This window comes from Vibrio sinaloensis, from assembly GCF_023195835.1.
GTDB classification, from domain to species: domain Bacteria; phylum Pseudomonadota; class Gammaproteobacteria; order Enterobacterales; family Vibrionaceae; genus Vibrio; species Vibrio sinaloensis_C.
In genome coordinates this window covers 705922-730336 of the sequence record NZ_CP096199.1, presented here as the reverse complement: position 1 = coordinate 730336, position 24415 = coordinate 705922, and the positions used below count along the sequence as shown (strand labels likewise).

At 48.0% G+C, this 24415-nt stretch carries 21 protein-coding genes and 4 tRNA genes; 17 read left to right on the top strand and 8 right to left on the bottom strand.

The genetic code is table 11. The features are described 5' to 3' along the window. Position 1 precedes the first annotated feature (1 nt). The 9 genes from rlmH to MTO69_RS03380 all read left to right on the top strand — a co-directional run bounded on the left by rlmH (position 2) and on the right by MTO69_RS03380 (position 8254). Entirely contained in the window at positions 2–472 is a 471-nt protein-coding gene (rlmH, locus tag MTO69_RS03420) for a 23S rRNA (pseudouridine(1915)-N(3))-methyltransferase RlmH (protein WP_248331145.1), read from the top strand. A 6-nt stretch (positions 473–478) separates the two neighbouring features. Beyond that, positions 479–2371 carry a penicillin-binding protein 2 gene (gene mrdA, locus MTO69_RS03415; protein ID WP_248331143.1) on the top strand — a complete coding sequence of 631 codons (1893 nt, stop codon included), beginning with the start codon at positions 479–481 and terminating at the stop codon, positions 2369–2371. A 2-nt stretch (positions 2372–2373) separates the two neighbouring features. Next, positions 2374–3495, top strand: a complete 1122-nt coding sequence (gene rodA / locus MTO69_RS03410) for a rod shape-determining protein RodA (protein WP_248331141.1) — start codon at positions 2374–2376, stop codon at positions 3493–3495. Continuing rightward, positions 3496–4272 carry a septal ring lytic transglycosylase RlpA family protein gene (locus tag MTO69_RS03405; RefSeq protein WP_248331139.1) on the top strand — a complete coding sequence of 259 codons (777 nt, stop codon included), beginning with the start codon at positions 3496–3498 and terminating at the stop codon, positions 4270–4272. A 91-nt stretch (positions 4273–4363) separates the two neighbouring features. Beyond that, a complete protein-coding gene (locus tag MTO69_RS03400; RefSeq protein WP_248331137.1) occupies positions 4364–5542 on the top strand; it encodes a serine hydrolase in 1179 nt (392 codons plus the stop codon). 138 nt (positions 5543–5680) lie between these two features. Further along, positions 5681–5959: a DUF493 family protein YbeD gene (gene ybeD / locus MTO69_RS03395; protein ID WP_006881648.1), complete on the top strand. Its 279-nt coding sequence runs from the start codon at positions 5681–5683 to the stop codon at positions 5957–5959. A 180-nt stretch (positions 5960–6139) separates the two neighbouring features. After that, complete coding sequence (gene lipB, locus MTO69_RS03390; protein WP_248331135.1) at positions 6140–6787, top strand: lipoyl(octanoyl) transferase LipB; 648 nt, start codon at positions 6140–6142, stop codon at positions 6785–6787. A 28-nt stretch (positions 6788–6815) separates the two neighbouring features. Further along, the gene (gene lipA / locus MTO69_RS03385; RefSeq protein ID WP_248331133.1) at positions 6816–7781 is read left to right on the top strand and encodes a lipoyl synthase; all 966 of its coding nucleotides are present in this window, start codon (positions 6816–6818) and stop codon (positions 7779–7781) included. A 143-nt stretch (positions 7782–7924) separates the two neighbouring features. Further along, complete coding sequence (locus MTO69_RS03380) at positions 7925–8254, top strand: hypothetical protein (protein ID WP_248331131.1); 330 nt, start codon at positions 7925–7927, stop codon at positions 8252–8254. A gap of 231 nt (positions 8255–8485) precedes the next feature. Here MTO69_RS03380 and glyA read toward each other — a convergent pair whose 3' ends face one another. Then, positions 8486–9736, bottom strand: coding sequence for a serine hydroxymethyltransferase (gene glyA / locus MTO69_RS03375; RefSeq protein WP_248331130.1), 1251 nt, complete (start codon positions 9734–9736; stop codon positions 8486–8488). Positions 9737–10098: 362 nt separating this feature from the next. Here glyA and MTO69_RS03370 point away from each other — a divergent pair, with 362 nt between their 5' ends. Beyond that, positions 10099–10698, top strand: coding sequence for a YitT family protein (locus MTO69_RS03370; protein WP_248331128.1), 600 nt, complete (start codon positions 10099–10101; stop codon positions 10696–10698). 344 nt (positions 10699–11042) lie between these two features. Here MTO69_RS03370 and vexH read toward each other — a convergent pair whose 3' ends face one another. Both vexH and MTO69_RS03360 read right to left on the bottom strand, forming a co-directional pair. Continuing rightward, complete coding sequence (vexH, locus tag MTO69_RS03365) at positions 11043–14165, bottom strand: multidrug efflux RND transporter permease subunit (RefSeq protein WP_248331126.1); 3123 nt, start codon at positions 14163–14165, stop codon at positions 11043–11045. Beyond that, on the bottom strand, positions 14165–15223 hold the full coding sequence (locus tag MTO69_RS03360; protein ID WP_248331124.1) for an efflux RND transporter periplasmic adaptor subunit: 1059 nt from the start codon (positions 15221–15223) through the stop codon (positions 14165–14167). The genes vexH and MTO69_RS03360 overlap by 1 nt, the downstream gene beginning before the upstream one ends. 290 nt (positions 15224–15513) lie before the next feature. Between MTO69_RS03360 and MTO69_RS03355 the strand changes: the two genes are divergently transcribed. The 4 genes from MTO69_RS03355 to MTO69_RS03340 all read left to right on the top strand — a co-directional run bounded on the left by MTO69_RS03355 (position 15514) and on the right by MTO69_RS03340 (position 16116). Beyond that, positions 15514–15598: transfer RNA gene (locus tag MTO69_RS03355), tRNA-Tyr, on the top strand. A gap of 88 nt (positions 15599–15686) precedes the next feature. Continuing rightward, positions 15687–15771: transfer RNA gene (locus tag MTO69_RS03350), tRNA-Tyr, on the top strand. Between the two features lie 88 nt (positions 15772–15859). Further along, positions 15860–15944, top strand: a tRNA-Tyr gene (locus MTO69_RS03345). Between the two features lie 87 nt (positions 15945–16031). Then, positions 16032–16116 (top strand) — tRNA-Tyr (locus MTO69_RS03340). Positions 16117–16247: 131 nt separating this feature from the next. Here the strand turns inward: MTO69_RS03340 and treC are convergent. The 5 genes from treC to gmhB all read right to left on the bottom strand — a co-directional run bounded on the left by treC (position 16248) and on the right by gmhB (position 21576). Further along, entirely contained in the window at positions 16248–17930 is a 1683-nt protein-coding gene (gene treC, locus MTO69_RS03335; RefSeq protein WP_248331122.1) for an alpha,alpha-phosphotrehalase, read from the bottom strand. A 75-nt stretch (positions 17931–18005) separates the two neighbouring features. Beyond that, positions 18006–19430, bottom strand: a complete 1425-nt coding sequence (gene treB / locus MTO69_RS03330) for a PTS trehalose transporter subunit IIBC (RefSeq protein WP_248331120.1) — start codon at positions 19428–19430, stop codon at positions 18006–18008. Between the two features lie 189 nt (positions 19431–19619). Further along, a complete protein-coding gene (gene treR / locus MTO69_RS03325; protein ID WP_248331118.1) occupies positions 19620–20567 on the bottom strand; it encodes a trehalose operon repressor TreR in 948 nt (315 codons plus the stop codon). A 66-nt stretch (positions 20568–20633) separates the two neighbouring features. Beyond that, positions 20634–20975, bottom strand: a complete 342-nt coding sequence (locus MTO69_RS03320) for an MliC family protein (RefSeq protein WP_248331116.1) — start codon at positions 20973–20975, stop codon at positions 20634–20636. Positions 20976–21024: 49 nt separating this feature from the next. Next, complete coding sequence (gene gmhB / locus MTO69_RS03315; protein ID WP_248331114.1) at positions 21025–21576, bottom strand: D-glycero-beta-D-manno-heptose 1,7-bisphosphate 7-phosphatase; 552 nt, start codon at positions 21574–21576, stop codon at positions 21025–21027. Between the two features lie 264 nt (positions 21577–21840). Between gmhB and metN the strand changes: the two genes are divergently transcribed. Genes metN through MTO69_RS03300 form a run of 3 tightly spaced genes read left to right on the top strand, consistent with a single transcriptional unit; the run spans position 21841 to position 24400 of the window. After that, positions 21841–22875 carry a methionine ABC transporter ATP-binding protein MetN gene (gene metN / locus MTO69_RS03310; protein ID WP_248331112.1) on the top strand — a complete coding sequence of 345 codons (1035 nt, stop codon included), beginning with the start codon at positions 21841–21843 and terminating at the stop codon, positions 22873–22875. Beyond that, a complete protein-coding gene (locus tag MTO69_RS03305) occupies positions 22865–23542 on the top strand; it encodes a methionine ABC transporter permease (protein WP_248331110.1) in 678 nt (225 codons plus the stop codon). Before metN ends, MTO69_RS03305 begins: the two co-directional genes overlap by 11 nt. A 48-nt stretch (positions 23543–23590) precedes the next feature. Next, positions 23591–24400: a MetQ/NlpA family lipoprotein gene (locus tag MTO69_RS03300; RefSeq protein ID WP_248331108.1), complete on the top strand. Its 810-nt coding sequence runs from the start codon at positions 23591–23593 to the stop codon at positions 24398–24400. Positions 24401–24415: the final 15 nt, after the last annotated feature.

Here is a 24415-nt window from a genome sequence, read left to right as displayed (position 1 = left end):
GATGAAGATCCAGCTTATCGCTGTCGGCAGTAAGATGCCCAAGTGGGTCGAAGAGGGCTTTCAGGAGTACCGCCGCCGTTTTCCCCACGACATGCCTCTTGAGCTTGTAGAAATAACCGCCGGAAAACGCGGAAAAAATGCCGATATTGCAAGGATTTTGCAAAAAGAAGGCGAAGCCATGTTGGCCGCCGTGCCAAAAGGCAATCGAATTGTTACTCTCGATATCCCGGGCAAAAAGTGGGACACGCCACAACTTGCCCAGCAACTTGAAAGCTGGAAATTAGACGGACGAGATGTCTCGATTTTAATCGGCGGTCCTGAGGGATTGGCACCCGCTTGCAAAGCGGCAGCGGATCAGAGCTGGTCACTCTCTGCGCTAACACTTCCTCACCCGCTGGTCAGAATTGTGATGGCAGAGAGTCTGTATCGCGCGTGGAGTATCACCGCCAACCACCCTTATCATCGAGAATAAGTATAGATGTTACGCAAGCGTACCCAAATAAGGGATTACCATGAAGAAGCGCGGCTATTCAAAAGCCGCGCTATCGTCGCTTTCATTGGTATTGTTGCCATGATGGGCGTGCTGGTGACTAACCTCTATAATATCCAAATCAATCAATACCAAGACTACAAGACCCGCTCTAACGACAACCGTATCAAAGTCGTGCCTATTGCGCCCAACCGAGGCCTGATATACGACCGTAACGGCAAATTGCTGGCTGAAAACCGACCTGTATTTAGCCTGGAAATCATTCCTGAAAAAGTCGATGACATGGACGACACCATTAGTCGCCTGCAACAAATCGTCACTATTACACCAGAGCAAGTAGAGCGTTTCCAAAAAGAGCGTAAACACTCTCGTCGCTTTAAATCGGTGCCTATTTTAACCCAGCTCACTGAGCAGCAAGTGGCGAAGTTCTCCGTTCAACAACACAACTTCCCAGGCGTGGCGATTAATGCGGCCCTCAAACGTCATTACCCTTATGGCGAAGTGCTGACGCACGTAATTGGTTATGTATCTCGAATCAACGACAGAGACATGCAACGTCTGGTTCGTGAAGAAAAAGATGCCAATTATCAAGCCACCCGCGATATCGGCAAACTGGGGATTGAGCGCTTTTATGAAGACCTACTGCACGGCACCGCCGGCTACCAAGAGGTCGAAGTCAACAGTCGTGGCCGTATTATTCGTACACTCAAATATGTGCCTCCCGTTCCAGGCAAAGATATTGTTCTCAACCTAGATATTGATCTTCAACTTTACATACATGATTTGCTTGATGATCGCAGAGGCAGTGTCGTGGTGCTCGATCCGGCCGACAACGGCGTGCTGGCGATGGTTTCCAGCCCAAGTTATGACCCGAACGCTTTTGTCCATGGTATTTCAAGCAAAGCGTATAGCGCCTTGCTTAACGATAAAAACCGGCCATTGGTTAACCGAGCAACGTTAGGAATCTACCCACCCGCGTCGACGATCAAGCCTTTTATGGCGGTCGCTGCGCTACAAGAGGGTGTGATTACCCCCTACACCACACGTAACGATCCAGGTTATTGGAAAATTCCCAACTCCAAAACCCGACCATTCCGTGATTGGCTAGCGTGGGGACATGGCAAGGTGGATATCGTCAAATCCATTGAGGAATCCGTCGATACTTTCTTTTATCAAATTGCTTACGACATGGGCATTGACCGTATATCGCGTTGGATGATGATGTTTGGTTTTGGTGACTACACTGGCCTTGATATCTATGAAGAAAGTAAAGCCAACATGCCAACCCGAGAATGGAAAATGGCGCGTCATCGTGTGCCTTGGTATCAGGGAGACACCATCCCTGTCGGTATCGGTCAAGGGTATTGGACAGCAACCCCGATGCAAATCGCCAAAGCGACGTCTGTGTTAGTCAACCGAGGAACGCGTATCGCCCCTCACCTACTGCGCGCAACCATAGTCAATGGTGAAAAGTTTGCTAAACATGAACTGGAAGATCTAGAAACCTATACTCACCCACCGATAGAGGGCGTGAAAGACCGCTTCTGGGACTTAGCAATTGAAGGCATGCGTTTGGTTAACCATGGCAAAAAAGGAACAGCGCGACGCGCCTTTACCAATATGAGTTATGTGAGCGCCGGCAAGTCGGGAACCGCGCAGGTATTTGGCCTAGCTGAAGACGAAGAATACAACGCTGACGAGATCGCCGAACACCTTCGAGACCATGCGCTATTTACCGGTTTTGCCCCGATAGAAAACCCTGAAGTGATTGTCTCCCTAGTGCTTGAAAACGCGGGGGGCGGCTCTTCACAAGGTGGCCCTGTGGTGCGCAGAATATTCGACCACGTCATTTTAAATAGCGACAAAGAGGAGGCGAAGTAGCCATGGATTTAAACCCAGCCACCGGTCAAAACCGCGCTCTTTTTGAACGCTTTCATTTAGATTTGCCTTTACTACTGGGCATATTGGTTCTGATGGCCTTTGGTCTGGTGGTGATGTATAGCGCCAGCGGACAAAACTTAGCCATGATGGACCGCCAAGCCATGCGCATGGGCTTGTCGCTTGGGGTAATGTTACTGCTGGCCCAAATTCCGCCGCGTACCTATGAAGCGTTAGCACCGCTGATGTTTGTCGGTGGCGTGGTGTTGTTGCTCGGGGTACTGTTTTTTGGTGAGGCGTCAAAAGGAGCGCAGCGCTGGTTAAACTTAGGTTTCGTCCGCTTCCAGCCTTCCGAACTGCTTAAGCTCGCCGTCCCTTTGATGGTGGCAAGATTCATTGGTAAGCGCCCACTTCCGCCGACATTCCAAACCTTGGTTATCTCCTTGGTGATGGTGTTCGTGCCGACGATTTTGATCGCCAAACAACCCGACTTAGGCACATCAATCCTTATCGCTGCCTCGGGGATTTTTGTCATTTTTCTTGCTGGTATCAGTTGGAAAATCATCATTGCCGCAGCGTGTGCTTTAGGCGCCTTTCTGCCCGTTTTGTGGTTCTTTTTGATGCGTGAGTACCAAAAAGTGCGCGTCAGAACGCTGTTTAATCCTGAATCCGATCCACTTGGCGCGGGTTATCATATTATTCAAAGTAAGATCGCGATCGGCTCTGGAGGTATCTCGGGCAAGGGGTGGCTGCAAGGGACTCAGTCTCAGCTCGAATTCCTTCCAGAACGTCACACCGACTTTATCTTCGCGGTGATCGCCGAAGAGTGGGGCTTAATCGGCATCCTTGTTTTGCTCAGTTTGTACCTTTTTATTATTGGCCGAGGCCTAGTCTTAGCCAGCAAAGCACAAACTGCATTTGGTCGAATGATGGCGGGCAGTATCGTATTAAGCTTCTTCGTCTACGTATTTGTAAATATCGGAATGGTAAGTGGGATCTTGCCAGTGGTCGGAGTGCCGCTTCCCTTAATCAGTTACGGTGGTACGTCAATGGTGACCTTGATGGCTGGTTTTGGCATCTTAATGTCCATTCATACGCACCGAAAAGCGTTCTCAAAGGCAATCTAAATGACCAATAAACACCTTGTCGCTGGCGCGATAACGTTATCGGTAATACTCGCAGGCTGCTCCTCTTCTGGGCGCTATAGCATCGCCGACGATGTGGCTCCCGATACCCCCATTAGCGTCGATCATATCGAAGACGCGACACCGCAATATGAGCCATACAGTCGTGGGGGCAATAGCAATTACACCCTGCGAGGTCAGCGCTATACCATCATAAAAGATCCGAAAGGGTTTAAGCAGCAAGGAACTGCCTCTTGGTATGGTAAAAAATTTCATGGCCACCTGACCTCGAACGGCGAAATCTACGACATGTACTCAATGTCTGCAGCGCACAAAGAGCTGCCGATTCCTAGCTATGTCAAAGTCACCAACCAAGACAACGGCAAGACAGCGATTGTTCGAGTCAACGACCGAGGACCTTTCCATCCCGGACGCATCATCGACCTCAGCTACGCGGCAGCGCTTAAGCTTGATGTGTTGAAAACTGGCACAGCGAATGTTGAAATTGAAGTCATCACCGTCGACAGACCGACCACAACTCGGCCAAATAAGGCGCACAGCCAATACATTGTCCAAGTCGCTTCGTCACAACACCAAGATCGGGTTGAAACTTTAGCGCAAAGTCTGAGTCAAATTCTGTCGGTAAAGAGTTATGTCAGTTCATCTGATACATTACATCGCGTACTGCTCGGCCCTTTCGACGATTTTATGTCGACGCAAAAGGCCCTTGAACAAGTCAAGGCACTGGGATATGACAGCGCCTTTATTAAATCTCGTTAGTCCTCAATCCAGTGTTTCCCCTAGGGCGGCACTGATTTGAGTGATTGATTCTGTTAAGATATGGACAGTCAAAGATAAACCTGTAGTCACTATGAAAAAAACAACACTCATTAAATCAGCATTTGCGTCTTCTATTGTGCTTTCTGCAACTTTCGCATCTTCTGCATTCGCATCACCTATCGTCGTCCCTGATGCTCCTCAAATCGCAGCGAAAGGCTATGTGTTGATGGATTACCATTCAGGCAAAGTTCTCGCGCAAAAAGAGATGAATACCAAACTGTCGCCTGCAAGTTTGACCAAGATGATGACCAGCTACGTGATAGGCCAGGAGCTTGAACGCGGTAATATCTCACTGCAAGATGACGTGACCATCAGCAAAAACGCTTGGGCCAAGAACTTCCCTGACTCTTCAAAGATGTTTATCGAAGTGGGCACCACGGTCAAAGTTGAAGATCTCAATCGCGGCATTATTGTTCAGTCAGGTAACGATGCGTGTGTCGCGATGGCAGAGCACATTGCCGGCTCTGAAGATGCCTTTGTCGATTTGATGAACGCTTGGGCTGACACCATTGGTATGAAGGATACCCACTTTGCCAATGTTCACGGTCTGGATAACCCTAACCTGTATTCAACCCCTTACGATATGGCATTACTAGGCAGCGCGCTGATTCGCGACGTACCTGATGAGTACCGTATCTACTCAGAGAAAAAATACACCTACAACGGCATTACCCAATACAACCGCAACGGTCTACTTTGGGATAAGAGCATGAACGTGGATGGCATCAAAACCGGACACACTAGCAACGCCGGTTACAGCTTAGTTAGCTCAGCGACTGAAGGCAAAATGCGTCTCGTTGCGGTTGTAATGGGCACCCGCGATGCCAATGCGCGTAAGTCAGAAAGCAAGAAGCTGCTCAGCTATGGCTTCCGCTTCTTTGAAACAGTAGCACCACACAAAGCGGGTGAAACCTTTGTTGAAGAGAAGATTTGGATGGGCAACAAAGATACAGTCGCTCTTGGTCTTGATCAAGACACCTACGTGACCCTCCCTCGTGGTCAAGCCAAAAGCCTCACTGCAAGTTTCATCCTTGAAAAACAGCTAGAAGCCCCAATTATGAAGGGTGATGTGGTTGGTAAGCTATACTACCAACTAGAAGGTGAAGACATTGCTGAGTACCCACTGCTTGCATTAGAAGATGTGGAGCAAGGCAGCCTATTTAGCCGCCTGTGGGATTACATTGTGATGCTGTTTAAGAGCTTCTTGTAATTCATGCATTTAGTATGAAAAGAGCCGCCTAGCGCGGCTCTTTTCGTTTTTAACCCCCGCGCGTTTACTTGAGTTCGACCTCAATTGTCAGTACTATTCCGCGCTATTCAGACCAATTTTCCAACTTGGAGTAACAACATGCTGAACATTAACTCAGATGCAAAACTGAAAGACCTGCTAGAGTTCCCTTGTTCATTTACCTACAAGGTGATGGGCTACGCTAAGCCAGAGCTACCAGAGAAGGTTTTGGAAGTGATTCAACGTCATGCTCCAGGTGACTACAGCCCAACCGTAAAGCCAAGTGCCAAAGGCAACTATCATTCAGTCTCTATCAACATCACAGCCACATCGATTGAGCAGGTGGAAACCCTATACAAAGAGCTGGGTGAAATCGACATCGTGCGCATGGTTCTCTAATTTTATTTGATGTTATCAATTTTTTTTGAAAGCAGCGGAAGGCTGCTTTCTTCATATATATCAATCAGATAAATAAAAGCCACTTTTTCTAGGGTCAAAAACCTGTGGCTAAGATGTAGTTCATTGACCCGAAGCAGTTTATAATCTTTTCACTTTATTAATCGACGATGGAATAAGGCAATGCATAACCAGCTTGTGGTAAAACATCTGGGAAGACAGGATTACGAGCCGATTTGGCAAGCAATGCATGACTTCACCGATAACCGAACGGAACAGACCGCAGACGAGGTTTGGCTGGTAGAGCACAATCCGGTCTTTACCCAAGGACAAGCAGGAAAAGCAGAACATTTGCTCAACACTGGCGATATTCCCGTCGTACAAAGTGATCGCGGTGGTCAGGTCACCTATCACGGCCCGGGGCAACTGGTTGCCTACTTCCTGATCAACCTACGTCGTAAAAAGCTTGGTGTGCGAGATCTCGTTACCCATATTGAGAACCTCGTAATCAACACCCTTAAAGCATACAATATCGAGTCAACGGCACGGCCAGATGCACCAGGTGTGTACGTCGATGGCAGAAAAATCTGTTCTTTAGGGCTTAGAATCCGTAAAGGGTGTTCATTTCATGGCTTAGCACTGAATGTGAACATGGACCTTTCACCTTTCCAACGCATTAACCCGTGCGGTTATGCGGGGATGGAAATGGTTCAAGTCAGCCAACTAGGTGGACCTGATGATGTCATCCAAGTTGAAAACAAACTAGTCGAAGAGCTAGTCAAACTACTGGGTTATGAACAGGTTGAGTTCATCTCTACCAACAACCACTAGGCCACCAGCAACGAGAAGTAAGAGAAGCATGAGTAAACCAATCCAAATGGAAAAAGGCGTTAAGTATCGTGACGCTGACAAGATGGCACTGATCCCAGTGAAGAATATGCCCGCTGAGCAGAAAGAAGTTCTTCGTAAGCCAGAGTGGATGAAGATCAAACTCCCAGCAGATAGCCAGCGCATTCAAGACATCAAATCAGCGATGCGTAAAAACAACTTGCACTCCGTCTGTGAAGAAGCCTCTTGCCCAAACTTGGCTGAGTGTTTTAACCACGGTACGGCAACCTTTATGATTCTCGGTGCCATTTGTACTCGTCGCTGCCCATTCTGTGATGTTGCCCACGGTCGTCCTCTCGCGCCAGAGGCCGATGAGCCGAAGAAGCTTGCCAAGACCATCCAAGATATGAAGCTCAAATACGTGGTGATCACCTCTGTTGACCGTGACGATCTTCGCGATGGTGGTGCACAGCATTTTGCCGACTGTAACCGCGAGATCCGTGCGCTCAATCCTAACATCAAGATTGAGACCCTAGTCCCAGACTTCCGTGGCCGTATGGATGTCGCGTTGGATCTAATGAAAGACAATCCGCCTGATGTATTCAACCACAACTTGGAAACTGCGCCGCGCCTCTACCGTAAAGCTCGCCCTGGCGCGAACTACAAATGGTCGCTGCAACTGCTACAAAAGTTCAAACAGCAACACCCTGACATCCCGACCAAGTCAGGATTGATGATGGGCCTAGGCGAAACCAAGGAAGAGATCATTGAAGTTCTGAAAGATCTGCGCGCTCATGGTGTGACGATGCTTACCCTAGGTCAATACCTCGCGCCAAGTCGTCATCACTTACCTGTAGAGCGTTATGTGCCGCCGTCTGAGTTTGACGAGTTGAAAGAGATTGCCCTTGATCTTGGCTTCACCCATGCCGCCTGTGGTCCATTTGTTCGTTCGTCGTACCATGCGGATCTTCAAGCTCAAGGTATTGAAGTCGGTTAATCCGCTCTCCTTTAGATACTGATTAAGCCAGCGAACACCGCTGGCTTTTTTATTGTTGAATGAGATGCCACAGTTATATAGTCTTAGCTTAAGCAACAACTACTAAGATGATATGTATTAAACCGACAATCCAAGGAATTATTATGAAAACATTTGGACTGATAGCGCTAACAACGTTGGTTGCAGTGACGGCGGGCTGTGCGAGCAACACCGAACAAGACAATTTCCGCGAAGCGTCATTCGAGCTGTGCAATACCGAGGTTGATATTTACTCAGTCAGTGATGATGGTCGAGTGCGCATTGTCTGTTCCGATGGCTCTAAATTCGCGCTAACCAGTGAAGACACCTTGGAAACGATGCGTGACATCAATATCGATTATTGTGACGGTGAAGGATTAGGCAAGTTTAACGAAAGTAGCAAATACTACTCGTTTAGATGTAAATCTGGCACCCTACTCAGCCTACCTAAATAGAGAAAAAGTGCGCTGATAAAAGGTTGATGTGAACACATCAGCCTTTTTTGTTTCTCGAACTTGAGTAATCTTTCAGACGCCCGATTTCCTACGGATACAAAAAAGCCCCATCACAAGATGAGGCTTCAATTCATTTTCAAAGTAGTTGGCTGAAATACTAGGAGGGCACGCGGAGTTCACAAGTGTCAATGAGCATGCCCGACAACGAAATTGAGTCAACTATGACGAAAATTACGCGTAAACAGGTAGACGCTTACAAATCTCAAGTACTTTTGCTTTTGTCGCTTCGATAACGTCTTGGTTGCCGATGTTATCTAGAACGTCACACATCCAGTTTGCCAACTCTTTCGCATCGTCTTCAGTAAAACCGCGGCGAGTGATTGCTGGTGTACCTACACGGATACCAGAAGTGACAAACGGGCTACGTGGATCGTTTGGCACTGAGTTTTTGTTTACGGTAATGTTGGCTGCACCAAGTGCGGCATCCGCATCTTTACCTGTGATGTCTTTGTCGATCAAATCAACTAGGAACAGGTGGTTTTCAGTGCCGTTAGACACAATCTTGTAACCACGCTCTTGGAACTGAGCAACCATCGCTTTGGCATTTTTAACCACGCGCGCTTGGTACGCTTTAAACTCAGGCTCCATCGCCTCTTTGAACGCGACCGCTTTACCGGCGATAACGTGCATTAGCGGGCCACCTTGACCACCAGGGAAGACAGCAGAGTTAAGCTTTTTGTACATCTCTTCGCCAGCGTTCGACAGGATTAGACCACCACGTGGGCCTGCTAGCGTCTTGTGAGTTGTAGTAGTCACAACATGTGCATGAGGCACTGGTGTTGGGTATTCACCAGCAGCAATCAGACCAGCGACGTGCGCCATATCAACGAATAGGTAAGCGTCAACTTTGTCTGCGATTTCACGCATGCGCTTCCAATCAACGATTTGTGAGTAAGCAGAAAAACCACCGATGATCATCTTAGGTTTGTGCTCAACTGCAAGTTGCTCCATCTCATCGTAGTTGATTTGACCAGCTTCATCGATGCCGTAAGGGATAACGTTGTAGTGTTTGCCAGAGAAGTTGACTGGTGAACCGTGAGTTAAGTGACCACCGTGCGCTAGGCTCATACCAAGTACTGTGTCACCAGGGTTCAGTAGCGCCATGTATACTGCGCTGTTTGCTTGAGAACCAGAGTGAGGCTGAACGTTGGCGTATTCACAACCAAATAGCTGACAAGCACGGTCAATAGCAAGAGCTTCTGCTTTATCTACGTATTCACAACCGCCGTAGTAACGCTTGCCTGGGTAACCTTCAGCGTATTTGTTCGTTAGCTGAGAGCCTTGCGCTTCCATTACACGTGGACTGGTGTAGTTTTCAGAAGCGATAAGTTCAATGTGTTCTTCCTGGCGAAGAGTTTCTTCTTGGATTGCTGCGAACAGTTCCGCATCGTAATCGGCGATGTTCATATCACGCTTTAGCATCTGTATCTCCTGACTCAGATTAAGACTTAAAGTAGTAAAACTGATTTTGACCCTAATAATCCACGCATTTTTATTCGCGCAAACGTTTGCATCGAGCTAATGACGCGCATTCTACAGAATTTGATCTACGTCATAAAGAGAAAAATACACTTTTTCTCATGCAGTTTTTTCATAATGCTTTACAAGGAATGTCATGTTGACCATTTTTCTCAGATCACACTGCGAAAAGTGTCAATTCTCTCCTTTACACTCCGTAAAACGATAATTACATAGGTTTACCTTAATTTTCACCCTCAAGCTACCGAAATCCGCATTTTTTAAATAGTATGCACGCCATTAATTGCTGTATAAATTTAAAATTGATGGAAAAACACTCACGTAAAGAAGACTGGGTCGCAATATTGACCGGCACTTTCCTTGTCGCCCAAGGATTTTTCTTCCTCCAGTCGGCTTCATTGCTCACCGGTGGAACTGCCGGCTTAGCGCTGCTGGTCAGTCAGTTCAGTTCTTTATCACTTGGCATGCTCTATTTTATTGCCAATAGCCCGTTCTACCTGCTGGCGTGGCGACGCTTTGGCTCGCGCTTTGCCGTGAACAGTGCCATTTCCGGAGCGCTCGTGTCTATTTTTACTGATCATCTCTACCTTGTGATCAGCCTAGATAGTATTAACCCCGTATACTGCGCCGTTGCTGGTGGACTATTGATGGGATTGGGCATGCTCATTCTGTTTCGCCATCGCTCAAGCTTGGGCGGCTTTAATGTGCTGTGCCTGTTCATTCAAGACAAATTTGGCATTTCGGTAGGCAAATCGCAGTTAACGATCGACATCGGGATCCTGGTGACCTCGCTATTTTTTGTTTCACCACAAACCATATTGCTGTCGATCGTCGGTGCAGTGGCATTGAACTTAGTTTTGGCGATGAATCATAAGCCAACACGCTACTCGGTTAATTACGGATAGAGAGAAGCGAGAAGCGAGAAGCGAGAAGCGAGAAGCGAGAAGCGAGAAGCGAGAAGCGAGAAGCGAGAAGCGAGAAGCGAGAAGCGAGAAGCGAGAAGCGAGAAGCGAGAAGCGAGAAGCGAGAAGCGAGAAGCGAGAAGCGAGAAGCGAGAAGCGAGAAGCGAGAAGCGAGAAGCGAGAAAATCTTGGAAGGGTTGACACACAGTGTCAACCCTTCTGTTTTAAAATCAGGAAATTAGACTAAAAAATAAGCCAGCACTGCCTGCACTTTTCGACTCGCTCATCCCCCCACCCTCTCGAAGGGCGCAGCCCGTTCTAAATTCTCGCAGGACGAAGTCCGTTCTCTAGTTCAGTTCACCATGTGAACTTCGAGCTTTGACATCATGGCTAAGTTCTTTGTCTAGCTCTGCCGCAACATGGCCCGGTGACTGAGTATGTCCCGAGATTAAGCGGTACATCGCAGGAATCACGAACAGGGTCACTATGGTCGCAAAGCCCATACCAAAGAAGATGACCGTACCCACCGAAACACGGCTCTCATATCCAGCTCCGGTGGACAAAATCAGTGGGATTGCGCCCGCTAGCGTCGTAAATGCCGTCATCATAATCGGCCTCAAGCGTCGCGCCGATGCATCAATGATCGCTTTCTCAAACTCAATGCCACGGTCACGTAACTGGTTGGCAAACTCGACAATCAAGATGCCGTTCTTGGTGACCATACCAATCAACATAATCATGCCGATTTGGCTGTAGATATTGAGCCCTTGCTGCATAACAACCAGGCCCAGAAAGCCCCCAAATACGCCCATTGGTACAGTAAACATCACCACTAAGGGGTTGATAAAGCTTTCAAACTGCGCCGCGAGTACTAGGTATGCCACTAACAGTGCCAGTGCAAACACCACCAATACACTCGACTGGTTCTCTTTGTAATCTTTTGATTCCCCAGAGTAGCTGACTGAGATATCGCCAGGAAGCAGCTCTATCGCTTGCTGATCCAAATAATCGAGCGCCTCACCCAAGGTGTAGCCATCCGACAGATTTGCGGTAATCGTGACAGACTTTTGCTTGTTATAGTGAGACAAACGAATCGAAGACGCGACCTCCTCAATCTTGGTCACAGCATCGAGCGTCACCAACTCTCCCGACGCCGTTCTCATGTAGATTTGGCTCAAGTCCGACGCATTGTTAAAGCTGTTCTCATCACCACGCAAGTAAACATCATACTCCTCACCACGCTCGACATAAGTAGTTTCACTCTTACCACCAAGCATAATTTCTAAGGTATCGGAGATGTCCTTGACGCTGATGCCAAGCTCTGCAGCGCGCTGCTTGTCAATCGTGACCACAAGCTCTGGTGTTTTCTCTGAGTAGTTGATATCCGCCCCTTCCATATAAGGCGACTCTTCGGCCAACTGCTCAAGCTTTTCTGCCCAAGATTTAAGCTCAGAGTAATCAGAACCACCAAGCACAAACTGAACCGGCTCACTAGAACCCCCTCTAAAGCCAGGCATGAATGGAAAGATGCGCACATCCGCGATGCCCGACAACGCTTTCCTCACCTGCCCCAACGCTTGTTGAGCGGTGACATCTCGATCACTCCAGTCTTCTAAGATCATGATCACGAAGCCAGTTTGGTCTCCGGCATTGCCGCCAAACGCGGGCGATTGGATACTGAACGACTTCAAGAATCCTTGACCAAGAAGTGGCAGTAAGCGCTGCTCGATCTCATCCATATTCGCAGCCATGCGATTGTAACTGGTCGCATCCGCTCCACGTGCAAAGGCAAAAATAACGCCTCGGTCTTCTGACGGAGTTAACTGGGATGGCACTTGCTGCATCAATCCCCAACTGCCTGCTACACACGCCAAGATAATGATTGGCGCCAGCCACTTACCGCGCAGCGCTATCGTCAATGCGCGGCGATACCCTGACTCTAAGCGGCCAAACATACGTTCAATAAACAAGTTGAAGCGGCTAGGTTTGACGTTTGCCTTGAGCAGCTTACTGCCTAGTACTGGGGTTAGAGTGAGAGCGATAAGCGACGAAAAGATAACAGCCATAGCAAGCAATACCGAAAACTCGGTAAATAGTAGGCCGACCATGCCATCCATAAAGGAGATAGGTAAAAACACCATCACCAATACTAAGGTGGTCGCCACTACCGCAAACCCTACCTCGCGTGCGCCTTTGTACGCGGCAAGCAGCGGTTTTTCGCCTCTTTCGATATGATGGAAAATATTCTCAACGACCACAATCGCATCATCGACCACCAATCCGATCGATAGAATCAGCGCCATCAGGGTGATCAAGTTAATCGAAAAACCAAAATAATAAGCCGCGATAAACGAAGAGATCAGCGACACTGGTACCGTTACCGCTGGGATCAAGGTCGCTCTTGCTTGACCAATGAAGATGTACAGCACCAAAATCACTAGGCCACCGGTGATAAACAGGGTGTTATACACTTCGGAAATAGAACGGTCGATAAACACGGTTGAGTCATAATCGATGGCTAAACGTGTCCCTTCCGGCAAAAACTGCTGAATGTCGTCAACCTGCTTATGCACACGCTCAGCCACTTCGAGTGGGTTGGCATCGGATTGCGGCACGATCCCCATACTGACGTTGACCACACCATCACTCTTAAAGGTTGAGTTCTCGTTCTCGGCACCGATAAAGACGTCTGCCACATCTCGTAGATAGATAGGTGTGTTGTCACTCGCGCGCTTGACCACAAGATATTCAAAGTCTTCGGCTTGGTTATAGCTACGTGCAGTTCGGACCGACATCACGATTTGGTCGTTGCGCACTTCACCGCCAGGACTCTCAATATTCTCATTGCGCAGCGCTGTGGTAATGTCAGTCGTTGTAACGCCACGGCCCGCCATTTGGTCAGGCTTAAGCTTGACGTACATCACCTTGTACAGCCCACCGGAGACATCGACCGAACTCACACCGGAAATCAAGCTAAAACGGTCCAGTAACACTCTTTCGACGTAATCCGTCAGTTGAGTGCGGTCCATCTCCGATGAGCTCAAGTTGATGTACAGTGAGGCTTGCCCAGAACCGTTATTTTTAAAGACCACAGGATCGTCGGCTTCATCTGGCAACGCTCGTTGAGCACGCGCCACCGCATCACGAACGTCGCTTACCCCCGTATTGAGGTCATAACCGAGCTCAAAAGTGATGGTAATGCGCGACATACTGTTGCGCGTGGTCGACTCTATCTCATCGATACCACTGATCCCCGATAACTGATCTTCGAGGACCGAGGTGATCTGGCTTTCGATAATGGTCGCAGACGCCCCTTCGTAGCGCGTGCTGATCGACACCACCGGGCTTTCAATATCCGGCATCTCTCGCACCGCGAGTTTACTAAACGAGACAATACCAAACACACATAGCAGTAAACTCAATACCACCGCCGCCACAGGGCGTTTAACCGAAACATCTGACAGCAGCATTAGTTGCCCCCTTGCGTCGGCTCAGATTTAGCGGTTTGGGTTAGCTCAGTCACGGCAACGCCATCACGCATATTGACAATACCTTGCACAACGATCTTATCGCCAATCGATAGGCCTTCTTCAATGACCACTTGGTTTTCGACTCGGGCACCGAGCTTAACTTCAGTGCGGGTGGCTTTGTTGTTGTCGCCGACTACATAGACGTAGCGCTTAGTCCCTGAATACTCGAGCGCTTGTACGGGAATGATTGGCGCTTCCATCGGTGGGAAGTCCATATCAGCAGACACCAGCATGCCGGGTTTAAGAGCTAAATCAGAATTAGAAAAATGGATGCGCACTCTCAGGTTTAACGTCTGCTGGTTGATGCGCGAATCGATAGCCACCAGCTCACCAGTAAACGCTTTACCAGGCCAAGCAGCGGTCGTCGCGGTGACCGTCATGCCTTTTTCTAACTGCCCTAGATAACGCTCTGGCACTTGCAAATCGAGCTGCATCACCGACAAGTTATCTAAGGACAACAACTCACTACCGGAGGTAACCAACTTACCGCGGCTAAAATCGATAAAACCCACTGTGCCGGCAAACGGTGCGCTAATATGTAAATCATTGAGATTGGCGTTGGCGGCATCAAGTCGAGCTTGAGCGATATCCACTGCAGCTTTTTGCGCGTTGATCGCCGTTTGGGTGATCGCATTGCTTTTCACCAAACGCTCGTACTCTTGCAATACGCGCTGCTGATCTCTTAGATAGGCCCTGGCCTCTGCCACTGCGGCGAGCGCTTTGTCATCATCAAGCTTGACTAAGATCTGGTCTTTGCTCACTTGCTGATTGGCTTTCACCGCAATCACGTCGATTTTCCCCGTTACTTCCGACGAGATCATCACCGATTGTTCGGCCTCTAACTTACCAACCAATACCAACGACTGTGACACTTTGTGTGTCTGTACTTGCTCTGTCACCACCGTCACCGCTGACGCACCGGGTCGGTTGGCTTGCGCATTCGGCACTGCGACGAACATAGACACCGACAGAAGGCTCAGAATAATTTTACTTTTCATGTTTTTTTGATTCTGCATTAATAAACTCTAAGTATTGTAGCCAGTTATACGCTTTAAAAACGTCAAGGAATGTAAAGAGTGAGAAATAATATGTAAGGAAAACCGTTGATTGTTTGGCCTTTTAGCTTAATTTCCAGCAACCTTGTCCAAAAAGGCACCATTCAACGTAAAATTCTACGAAAAACTCTTTACAGCTTTTCCGAGTTTGCTATGATGCGCTCCGCACTTGAGCAATGCGTTGGGAAAACATTGTCTCAAGCTTGTTCCGATTGAGAGCAAGAAAACACCCTGGAGGGGTTCCCGAGTGGCCAAAGGGATCAGACTGTAAATCTGCTGGCACTGCCTTCGATGGTTCGAATCCGTCCCCCTCCACCATATTCTTTCTTGTGACTATCCTTGGGATAGCTTGTGAGAAACGCTTGAACAGTGTGTTGGGAAAACACTGCCAAGGATAAAATACCCTGGAGGGGTTCCCGAGTGGCCAAAGGGATCAGACTGTAAATCTGCTGGCACTGCCTTCGATGGTTCGAATCCGTCCCCCTCCACCATATTCTTTCTTGTGACTATCTTTGGGATAGTTTGTGGGAAACGCTTGAACAGTGTGTTGGGAAAACACTGCCAAGGATAAAATACCCTGGAGGGGTTCCCGAGTGGCCAAAGGGATCAGACTGTAAATCTGCTGGCACTGCCTTCGATGGTTCGAATCCGTCCCCCTCCACCATATTCTTTCTTGTGACTATCCTTGGGATAGCTTGTGAGAAACACTTGAACAGTGTGTTGGGAAAACACTGCCAAGGATAAAACACCCGGAGGGGTTCCCGAGTGGCCAAAGGGATCAGACTGTAAATCTGCTGGCACTGCCTTCGATGGTTCGAATCCGTCCCCCTCCACCATATTAAAAAAACCAGCTCATCGAGCTGGTTTTTTTGTACCTATGATATGGGCATATGGGTTTCTCTTTCTCGCTCCGCATAAAAAAGCCCCGACTCGCGGGGCGTAAGTTAACTAACACTTTAAGGGGGGGTTAGTTTTCTAAGAGCAAAATACGCGTCTCGTATGGTCTTAACTTCTGCAGCTCATTGACCTCTTGAGGTAAGTCTTGATAGTTACCCAATAGATAACGTGCCTTAGCAACATCGAAATCACTTGGCAGCACACATTCGGCTTGTTCGCCATAGTAGTTGTTTAAACAGATGAGCGTTTGCTCAGACGAACAACGCTGGTAACCAAACACTGCGCAGTGGTCTGGATAGAGATCAAGATAATCGCCAGTGGTGATCACCTTCACTTCTTTGCGCAGCTCAATCAGCTTTTGATAAAAATAGAACACCGAACTCGGGTCTTGCTCTGCTTGCAACGCATTAAGTTCACGATAATTGGTTGCAACTTCAAGCCAAGGCTGCCCCTTGGAGAAGCCAGCATAGGGTTCTTTGTTCCATTGCATTGGCGTGCGCGAATTATCACGTGATTTTTGAGCCAATATCTCTAGCATTGTCTGTGGATCGACACCTTGTTGATTGACCATGATGTCATACATGTTGGTACTTTCGACATCACGATACTGCTCAATCGAGGTGTAACCTGGATTGGTCATGCCAATTTCTTCGCCTTGGTAGATGTAAGGTGTGCCTTGCATCATATGTATCGACGCCGCCAGCATCTTAGCCGACTCGACGCGGTACTGGTTATCGTTACCCAAACGGCTGACCACACGCGGCTGATCGTGGTTACACCAAAAAAGCGCTCCCCACCCTTTGCCGTTAAGCCCGGTTTGCCAGTGATTAAAAATCTGTTTCAGTTGCAAAAAGTCAAACGGCGCTTTGGTCCACTTTTCGCCATTCGGATAGTCGGCTTTAAGGTGGTGGAAATTGAACACCATCGACAGCTCTTTGCCATCGAGTGAAGAGTATTGCTGACAATGCTCAAGCGTTGTCGACGACATTTCACCCACGGTCACGCTACCATATTTCTGAAATACCGCTTGGCTTATCTCTTGTAAGTATTGATGAACGCGCGGCCCATCGGTATAGAATCGGCGACCATCACCGATATCATCATTAGGAAAATCTTGCTGTTTCGAAATCAGGTTAATCACGTCTAGACGGAAGCCATCAACCCCTTTTTCAGCCCAGTAGCTGATCACCTCTTTTACTTCGGCTCTGACTTTAGGGTTCTCCCAATTCAAATCAGCCTGCTGTTTGGCAAACAAGTGCAGATAGTATTGACCAGTGGCTTCATCGAGCGCCCAAGCGCTGCCGCCAAATTTCGATTGCCAGTTATTCGGTACTTCCCCATCAACAGGGTCACGCCAAATGTAGTAGTCGCGATAAGGACTCTGTTTATCGCCCAGCGCCGACTGAAACCAGTGATGTTCAGTCGAGGTATGGTTGACCACTATGTCCATGATGATGCGCAATCCACGTTGATGGGCTTGTTCAAGCAGTTGGTCAAAGTCGGCCATAGTGCCAAAATCTGGATTGATTGCGTAGTAATCGGAGATATCGTAACCGTTGTCGACCATGGGAGACTGATAAACCGGGGTTAACCAAATCGCATCGACACCTAAGCGCTTGAGATAGTCCAGCTTAGAAATGATCCCCTGAATATCGCCCGTACCTTTGCTCCCACTGTCACAAAAACTCTTTGGATAGATCTGATAAATCGAGGCGGTTTTCCACCAGTTAGGATCCTGAGTGATGACTGTCATGACTGAACTCACTTACCGAAAATTTGCTGAATAACAGGAGCGGCAATGGCCGCTCCTAAAGAGTGATTGTCTTGATTAGGCGCTGACTGGCTCTAACTCGCCTTTTGATTGAGCACGCTTGTAGAAGAACAGAGTCAACGCGGCAGGAAGCGCGATGGCTACCAGCATGGCAATCGCATAGATTCCCCAAAACTGTGGCTGGATAGAGAGAATACCTGGCAAACCACCGACGCCGATACCGTTCGCCATCACACCCGCACTTCCACATATCGCTGCGGCAATGGCACTACCAATCATCGCGCTTAACATCGGGAACTTGTATTTAAGGTTAATGCCGTACATGGCAGGCTCAGTAACCCCAAGGTAAGCAGAGATAGCGGCAGGTACTGAAATGTCACGCTCACCATGCTTTTTACTGATAATAATGATACCCACTACCGCAGACGCTTGAGCAATATTAGATAGCGCAATCAGAGGCCAGATTGGCGTGCCGCCTAAATCTTGCATCAGTTGTAGGTCAACTGCGTTAGTCGTGTGGTGGATACCAGTGATCACTAATGGTGCGTAGAGGAAACCAAAGATCATTGAACCAATGACGGCAAAATCTCCTGTCATTGCTGCTTTCGCCGCAAATGCCACGCCATCACCTAACACACGGCCAAATGGACCGATAAGCGAGTGAGCGAGTACCACAGAGACGATGATAGACACAAACGGAACAACGACTAAGTAAAGGTACGACGGTACAATTCGCTTCAAGTTGGTTTCAATAAACGCCAGTGCCATACCCGCTAGCATTGCCGGGATCACCTGGGCTTGATAACCGACTTTTTCAATCACAAACAGACCGAAGTCCCACACTTCAGGCGCTTGCTTACCGATCAAGTAAGCGTTCATTAACTGTGGCGAAACCAGTGTCACACCCAAGGTAATACCAAGGATCGGCGTTCCGCCCAGTTTTTTCACGGTAGACCAACAAACACCGACAGGTAGGAAGAAGAAAATCGCCTCGCCAATCAGCCACAAGAAGCTGTGTACCGTCGCCCAGAACTGACTGATTTCTGTGAGTGATTGGCCATCAAACATCTTGATGTCACCAATCACATTGCGGAAGCCTAGGATTAGACCACCAGTGATGATGGCAGGAAGCAGCGGTACAAAAATTTCAGCAAGATGGGAGATACCGCGCTCAAGCAAGTTCATGTTTTGACGTGCTGCGAGCTTGGCTTCGTCTTTTGATGCCTCACTCTTACCAGACAGCTCAATCAATACCTTGTACACTTCATCGACTTCAGTCCCGATAACCACCTGAAACTGACCCGCATTGGTGAAGCAGCCCTTGACTATCGGCAAGGCTTCCAGCGCTTTTTGGTCCGCTTTATCTGTTTGGTTCAATACAAAACGTAGTCGCGTTAGGCAGTGACTGACGCTAGCGATGTTGTCACGTCCACCGACTAACTCAATCAGACGCTCCACTTCTTGTTTCGCAATCTTACTCATATCCATGTCCACCCTAATTGGATTCTCATTCTTGTTCAGTTCACACTGACAGGTTTACTTTTATATTTATGGGAACATTCCCATTTATGATTATTATAGTGTCAGATCTATCGAAAGATAAAAATGGGAACAGTCCCATTAATTGAATGAGATCACAGTATAATTTTAAAACAGTTTGAAAATAATGACTTAAATTGAGATAGGTTCTTGGGTTAGGTGAATCTTGTCAATTTCACCATTAATTTGAGATATCAATAACTTAGCAGCCTTCTCTCCTGCTAAAGCATACCCAGGGTCAATACTGAACACTTTGGGAAACAGGAATGAGAGCAGCTCATTGCCCCCCACCCCGGTCACGACCACGTCTTCTCGGTTGAGTTCTTGCAGCCGCTTGATCACCCCCAAGGCTAGGGTATCGCTTGCACAAACAATGGCTTGGGTTTTGTCTGTCAGCACATCGTCGACCAGTAGATAGGCACTCTCATGACTGAGTTGCCCTGTGCGATGATTGGGCGTTAGCCCTTTTTGCTGACACCAGTTTAGATACGCCGCTAAACGAACCTGACCTGTGGTTTTATCACTCGGATCAACGCCGATAAATGCGATTTGAGAAAGCTGTTTGCCCTCTAGGTATTGCAACGCTTTAACGATAACTTGGTTGTTATCGTAATTGATCGATGAGACCTGCTGAGTATCCATGGCAATCACCACACTGTGGTTGTTCCAACTGGCAAGCTTAGAGAGGTCAAAATCACTAAAGCCAAACACGATAACACCATCAACACTGCGTTTTTTTAACACGTCTAGGTGTTCATTGGTCTTATAGCGGTCAAACTGACTCTCCATGATCACCACATCGTAGCCAGCGGCATACAGCGTTGAGAGCATACTGCTGACAGCCTTGTTTTCCGATGGAGAGTCCAGACGCGAGATAATCACACCAACCACTTTCTGACTGCCGCCCCGCATCGACTGCGCCGATTTGGACGGTACATAACCAGACTCTTGGATCACCTGCTCGACTTTAGCCCGAGTTTCAGGCTTGACTTTAGGGTCATTGGTCAACACGCGCGAGACAGTCGATTTACCGACACCAGACAAACGAGCAATATCAAGAATAGTGAGTTTCTTAGTCATAGCCTACTGATTTTGTTAAATATAGCGCCAACATAGTGGCGCCGTTTTCCCCCAATAGTAAAGCAATTACTGGGTAAGGCAATTTTTGTGTACCTGCCGCCCAACCTCTAGACGAGCTTGGTTGCCCTTAGTGTAAAGAGTGTTCGGGTTGGGTTTTTCGGTGGTTTGATCATCAAGGATATATTTGGTCCCAGAGCCGGACGCCACTTGCATAAGACGAAAATCCCCTCGCTCTGTGCGCAACAATGCCGCTGGGGTATTGGGCATATAAGCCACTTGGAAAGTGTATTGAGATTCGCATTGATAGAAAAGAAAATCGCCTTGAAACACCTCTTCTCTCACCACGCGATCATCAGCACAGCCGATAAGCATCCCCGTAAGTGCGAATGCGGTTAGCAAACGTAGCATAGTCACCTCCAGACAAAACAAAAGCCGCACTGGCGGCTCTATAGTCAAACTATTTCGCTAGAAAAGCAGGGACTTCTTTAATGCTGTCTAGCACCACTGTGGCAAGGGCCTGGCCTTTCTCGGTAACTGGCTTACCGGTGCGGACCAAGATTTTGGTCCCGACGCCAGCGGCTTCGGCAGCCATAAGATCTTCTGCTTTGTCGCCCACCATGACCGAATTTTCCATATCAATCTTTAGAAAATCACGTGCTGAGAAAAACATACCGGGTTTAGGTTTACGACAATCGCAATCTTCTTTGTATTTACCAACCCCATGCTCTGGATGATGTGGGCAATAATAAATCCCATCGAACTCAACCCCATTGTCGACAAAGTTCCAATCCATCCATTGAGTCAGAGACAGAAAGCGATCTTCACTGAACTTACCACGGGCAATACCGGACTGATTAGTCACCAGAACAAGTTGATAACCCATCTGTTTCAACTGTTTAGCGGCTTCAAATACCCCATCGATAAACTCAAAGTCATGTTCATCATGGACGTAACCGTGGTCGACATTAATCACGCCGTCACGATCTAAAAAGACTGCGGGTTTGGCCAAAATATGTTTCTCATTTCACTAGTTTTATTACTCAGATTATACCTGAGTCACTTCAATATGCCATCTTGACGGCATCAAGCCAGTCGCTATATGTCATTCATGACTAACTCATTCCGATTGGTTTTAGCGAAAAATACGTTTAGACGTCTAGACGTAAAAATATCTATTGACACTAAAACCACAAACCCATAGCATCCTCTACTAAATGAGATGTAGCTCAACATAATCATCTGCTGCTCATCCAAACTGATAACGGGTTTCTCAATGATTGAAATTAATCAAGTAAATAAGGTTTTCTATCAAGGCAATAAGGAGATTCACGCCTTGAAAGAGATCAACCTGACCATTCCTCAGGGAACCATTTTTGGTGTTATTGGCTCATCAGGAGCAGGGAAAAGTACCCTTATTCGCTGTGTAAACATGCTTGAAGCCCCTACCAGCGGCTCAATTGTGGTAGACGGTGTCGACCTTACTCAACTGAGCAAATCTCAATTGAGCGAAGCGCGTCGTAACATTGGCATGATCTTTCAGCACTTTAACTTACTCTCTTCACGCACAGTGTTTGGCAACGTCGCACTGCCGCTGGAGTTAGCGGGTAAAGATAAAACGCAAATCGAATCCAAAGTCACCGAACTGCTAAAACTGGTCGGTTTGGCCGACAAACACGAAAGCTACCCAGCAAACCTAAGTGGCGGTCAGAAGCAGCGTGTGGCGATTGCGCGTGCACTCGCATCGGATCCTAAAGTTCTGCTGTGTGATGAAGCGACCAGTGCGCTCGATCCGGCCACCACACAATCGATTTTAGAACTGCTAAAAGAGATCAACCGCAAACTCAACATCACCATGCTGTTAATTACCCATGAGATGGACGTTGTGAAAAGCATCTGTCATCAAGTGGCGATCATTGGCGGTGGCGAGTTGGTTGAAAAAGGCACCGTCGGGGAGATATTTGCTCACCCGAAAACAGACCTGGCTCATGAGTTTATTCGTTCTACGCTGGATCTATCGATTCCCGAAGATTACCAAGCACGTCTGCAACCGACTCGTGTTGAAGGCAGTTACCCGCTGGTGCGCCTTGAATTCACCGGCGCAACCGTGGATGCGCCACTTATGACTCAAATCGCACGCAAATTTAACATCGATGTCTCTATTTTAAGTTCAGATCTCGACTACGCGGGCGGCGTCAAGTTCGGCATGATGGTGGCTGAACTATTTGGTAATGAACAAGATGACAACGCAGCCATTGAGTTCCTGCGTGACCACAACGTAAAAGTAGAGGTGCTGGGTTATGTCCTTTAATGAAATTTCACAGTGGTTAAGCCTTAACAGCAAGTTGCTGCTCGGTGCAACCTGGGAAACCCTATACATGGTGGCCGTTGCTGGGATTGTTGGCTTTGCGGTAGGCATTCCTCTCGGGGTTATTCTACACACTACTAAAAAGGGCGGTCTGCTAGAAAACACCAAGTTAAACAGTGTGCTTGGCGCTATCGTCAACATTGGACGCTCTGTGCCTTTCTTAGTGTTGATGGTGGCAATCATTCCGGTCACAAAGCTGTTGGTCGGCACCTTTATCGGCACAACAGCGGCCATTGTGCCACTGACGATTGGCGCAATCCCATTTGTTGCTCGCTTAATTGAGGGTGCGCTATTGGAAGTGCCTACCGGCTTAGTCGAAGCAGCGCAATCTATGGGCGCGACGCCGATGCAGATCATCAGCAAAGTGCTACTGCCAGAAGCGATGCCAACTATAGTCAACTCAGTGACCATTACACTGGTCACCCTAGTCAGCTACTCAGCGATGGCAGGTACGGTGGGTGGCGGCGGTCTTGGCGATGTGGCAATTCGCTACGGATTCCACCGCTATGATGTGGTGATCATGGCCGTAACGGTAGTGATGCTGATTGTGCTGGTACAAATTATTCAATCCATTGGTGATGCGATCGTTCGTCGTGTTGACCACAGATAAACAACCAATAAATTATAAATTCACAGATTTATTCATAAGGAGATAGTGATGAAATTCAGTCTTAAAGGTCTTTTGACTATCGCAGCCGCAGCGTCGGCACTCGTTCTAGCAGGCTGTGGTGAGCAAGCGGCAGACACCAGCAAAATCAAAGTGGGTGTCATGGCTGGCGCAGAAGCACAAGTAGCAGAAGTGGCAGCGAAAGTCGCGAAAGAGCAGTATGGTCTTGATGTTGAACTGGTCACTTTCACAGATTACGTGACGCCAAACGCAGCGCTTGATGATGGTTCAATCGATATCAATGCGTTCCAACATAAGCCATATCTAGATCAGCAAGTGGCAGACCGTGGTTACAAACTAACGATTGCTGGCAACACGTTTGTTTACCCAATTGCAGGTTACTCTAAGCAAGTTCAATCTGTGGACGAGATCCAAGATGGCGCTCGTATCGCGGTACCAAACGATCCGACCAACCTAGGTCGTTCACTGCTACTTCTTGAACAGCAAGGTCTACTCAAGCTACGTGAAAATGTGGGTCTACTAGCCACGGTACGCGATATCGTTGAGAACCCAAAAAACATCACTATCGTAGAGCTAGACGCTGCTCAGCTTCCACGCTCACTGGATGATGTAGCGCTGTCAGTAATCAATACGACTTACGCGAGCTCAATCAACCTAACTCCTCAAAAAGACGGCGTTTTTGTTGAAGATAAAGAGTCTCCATACGTTAACCTGATTGTGGCTCGTGAAGACAATGTCCAAGCTGAGAATGTACAAAACTTCGTCAAGGCTTACCAAACCGACGAGGTTTACCAAGCAGCCTCTGACATTTTCCAAGGCGGCGTAGTAAAAGGCTGGTAATTCCCGGCGTTCACT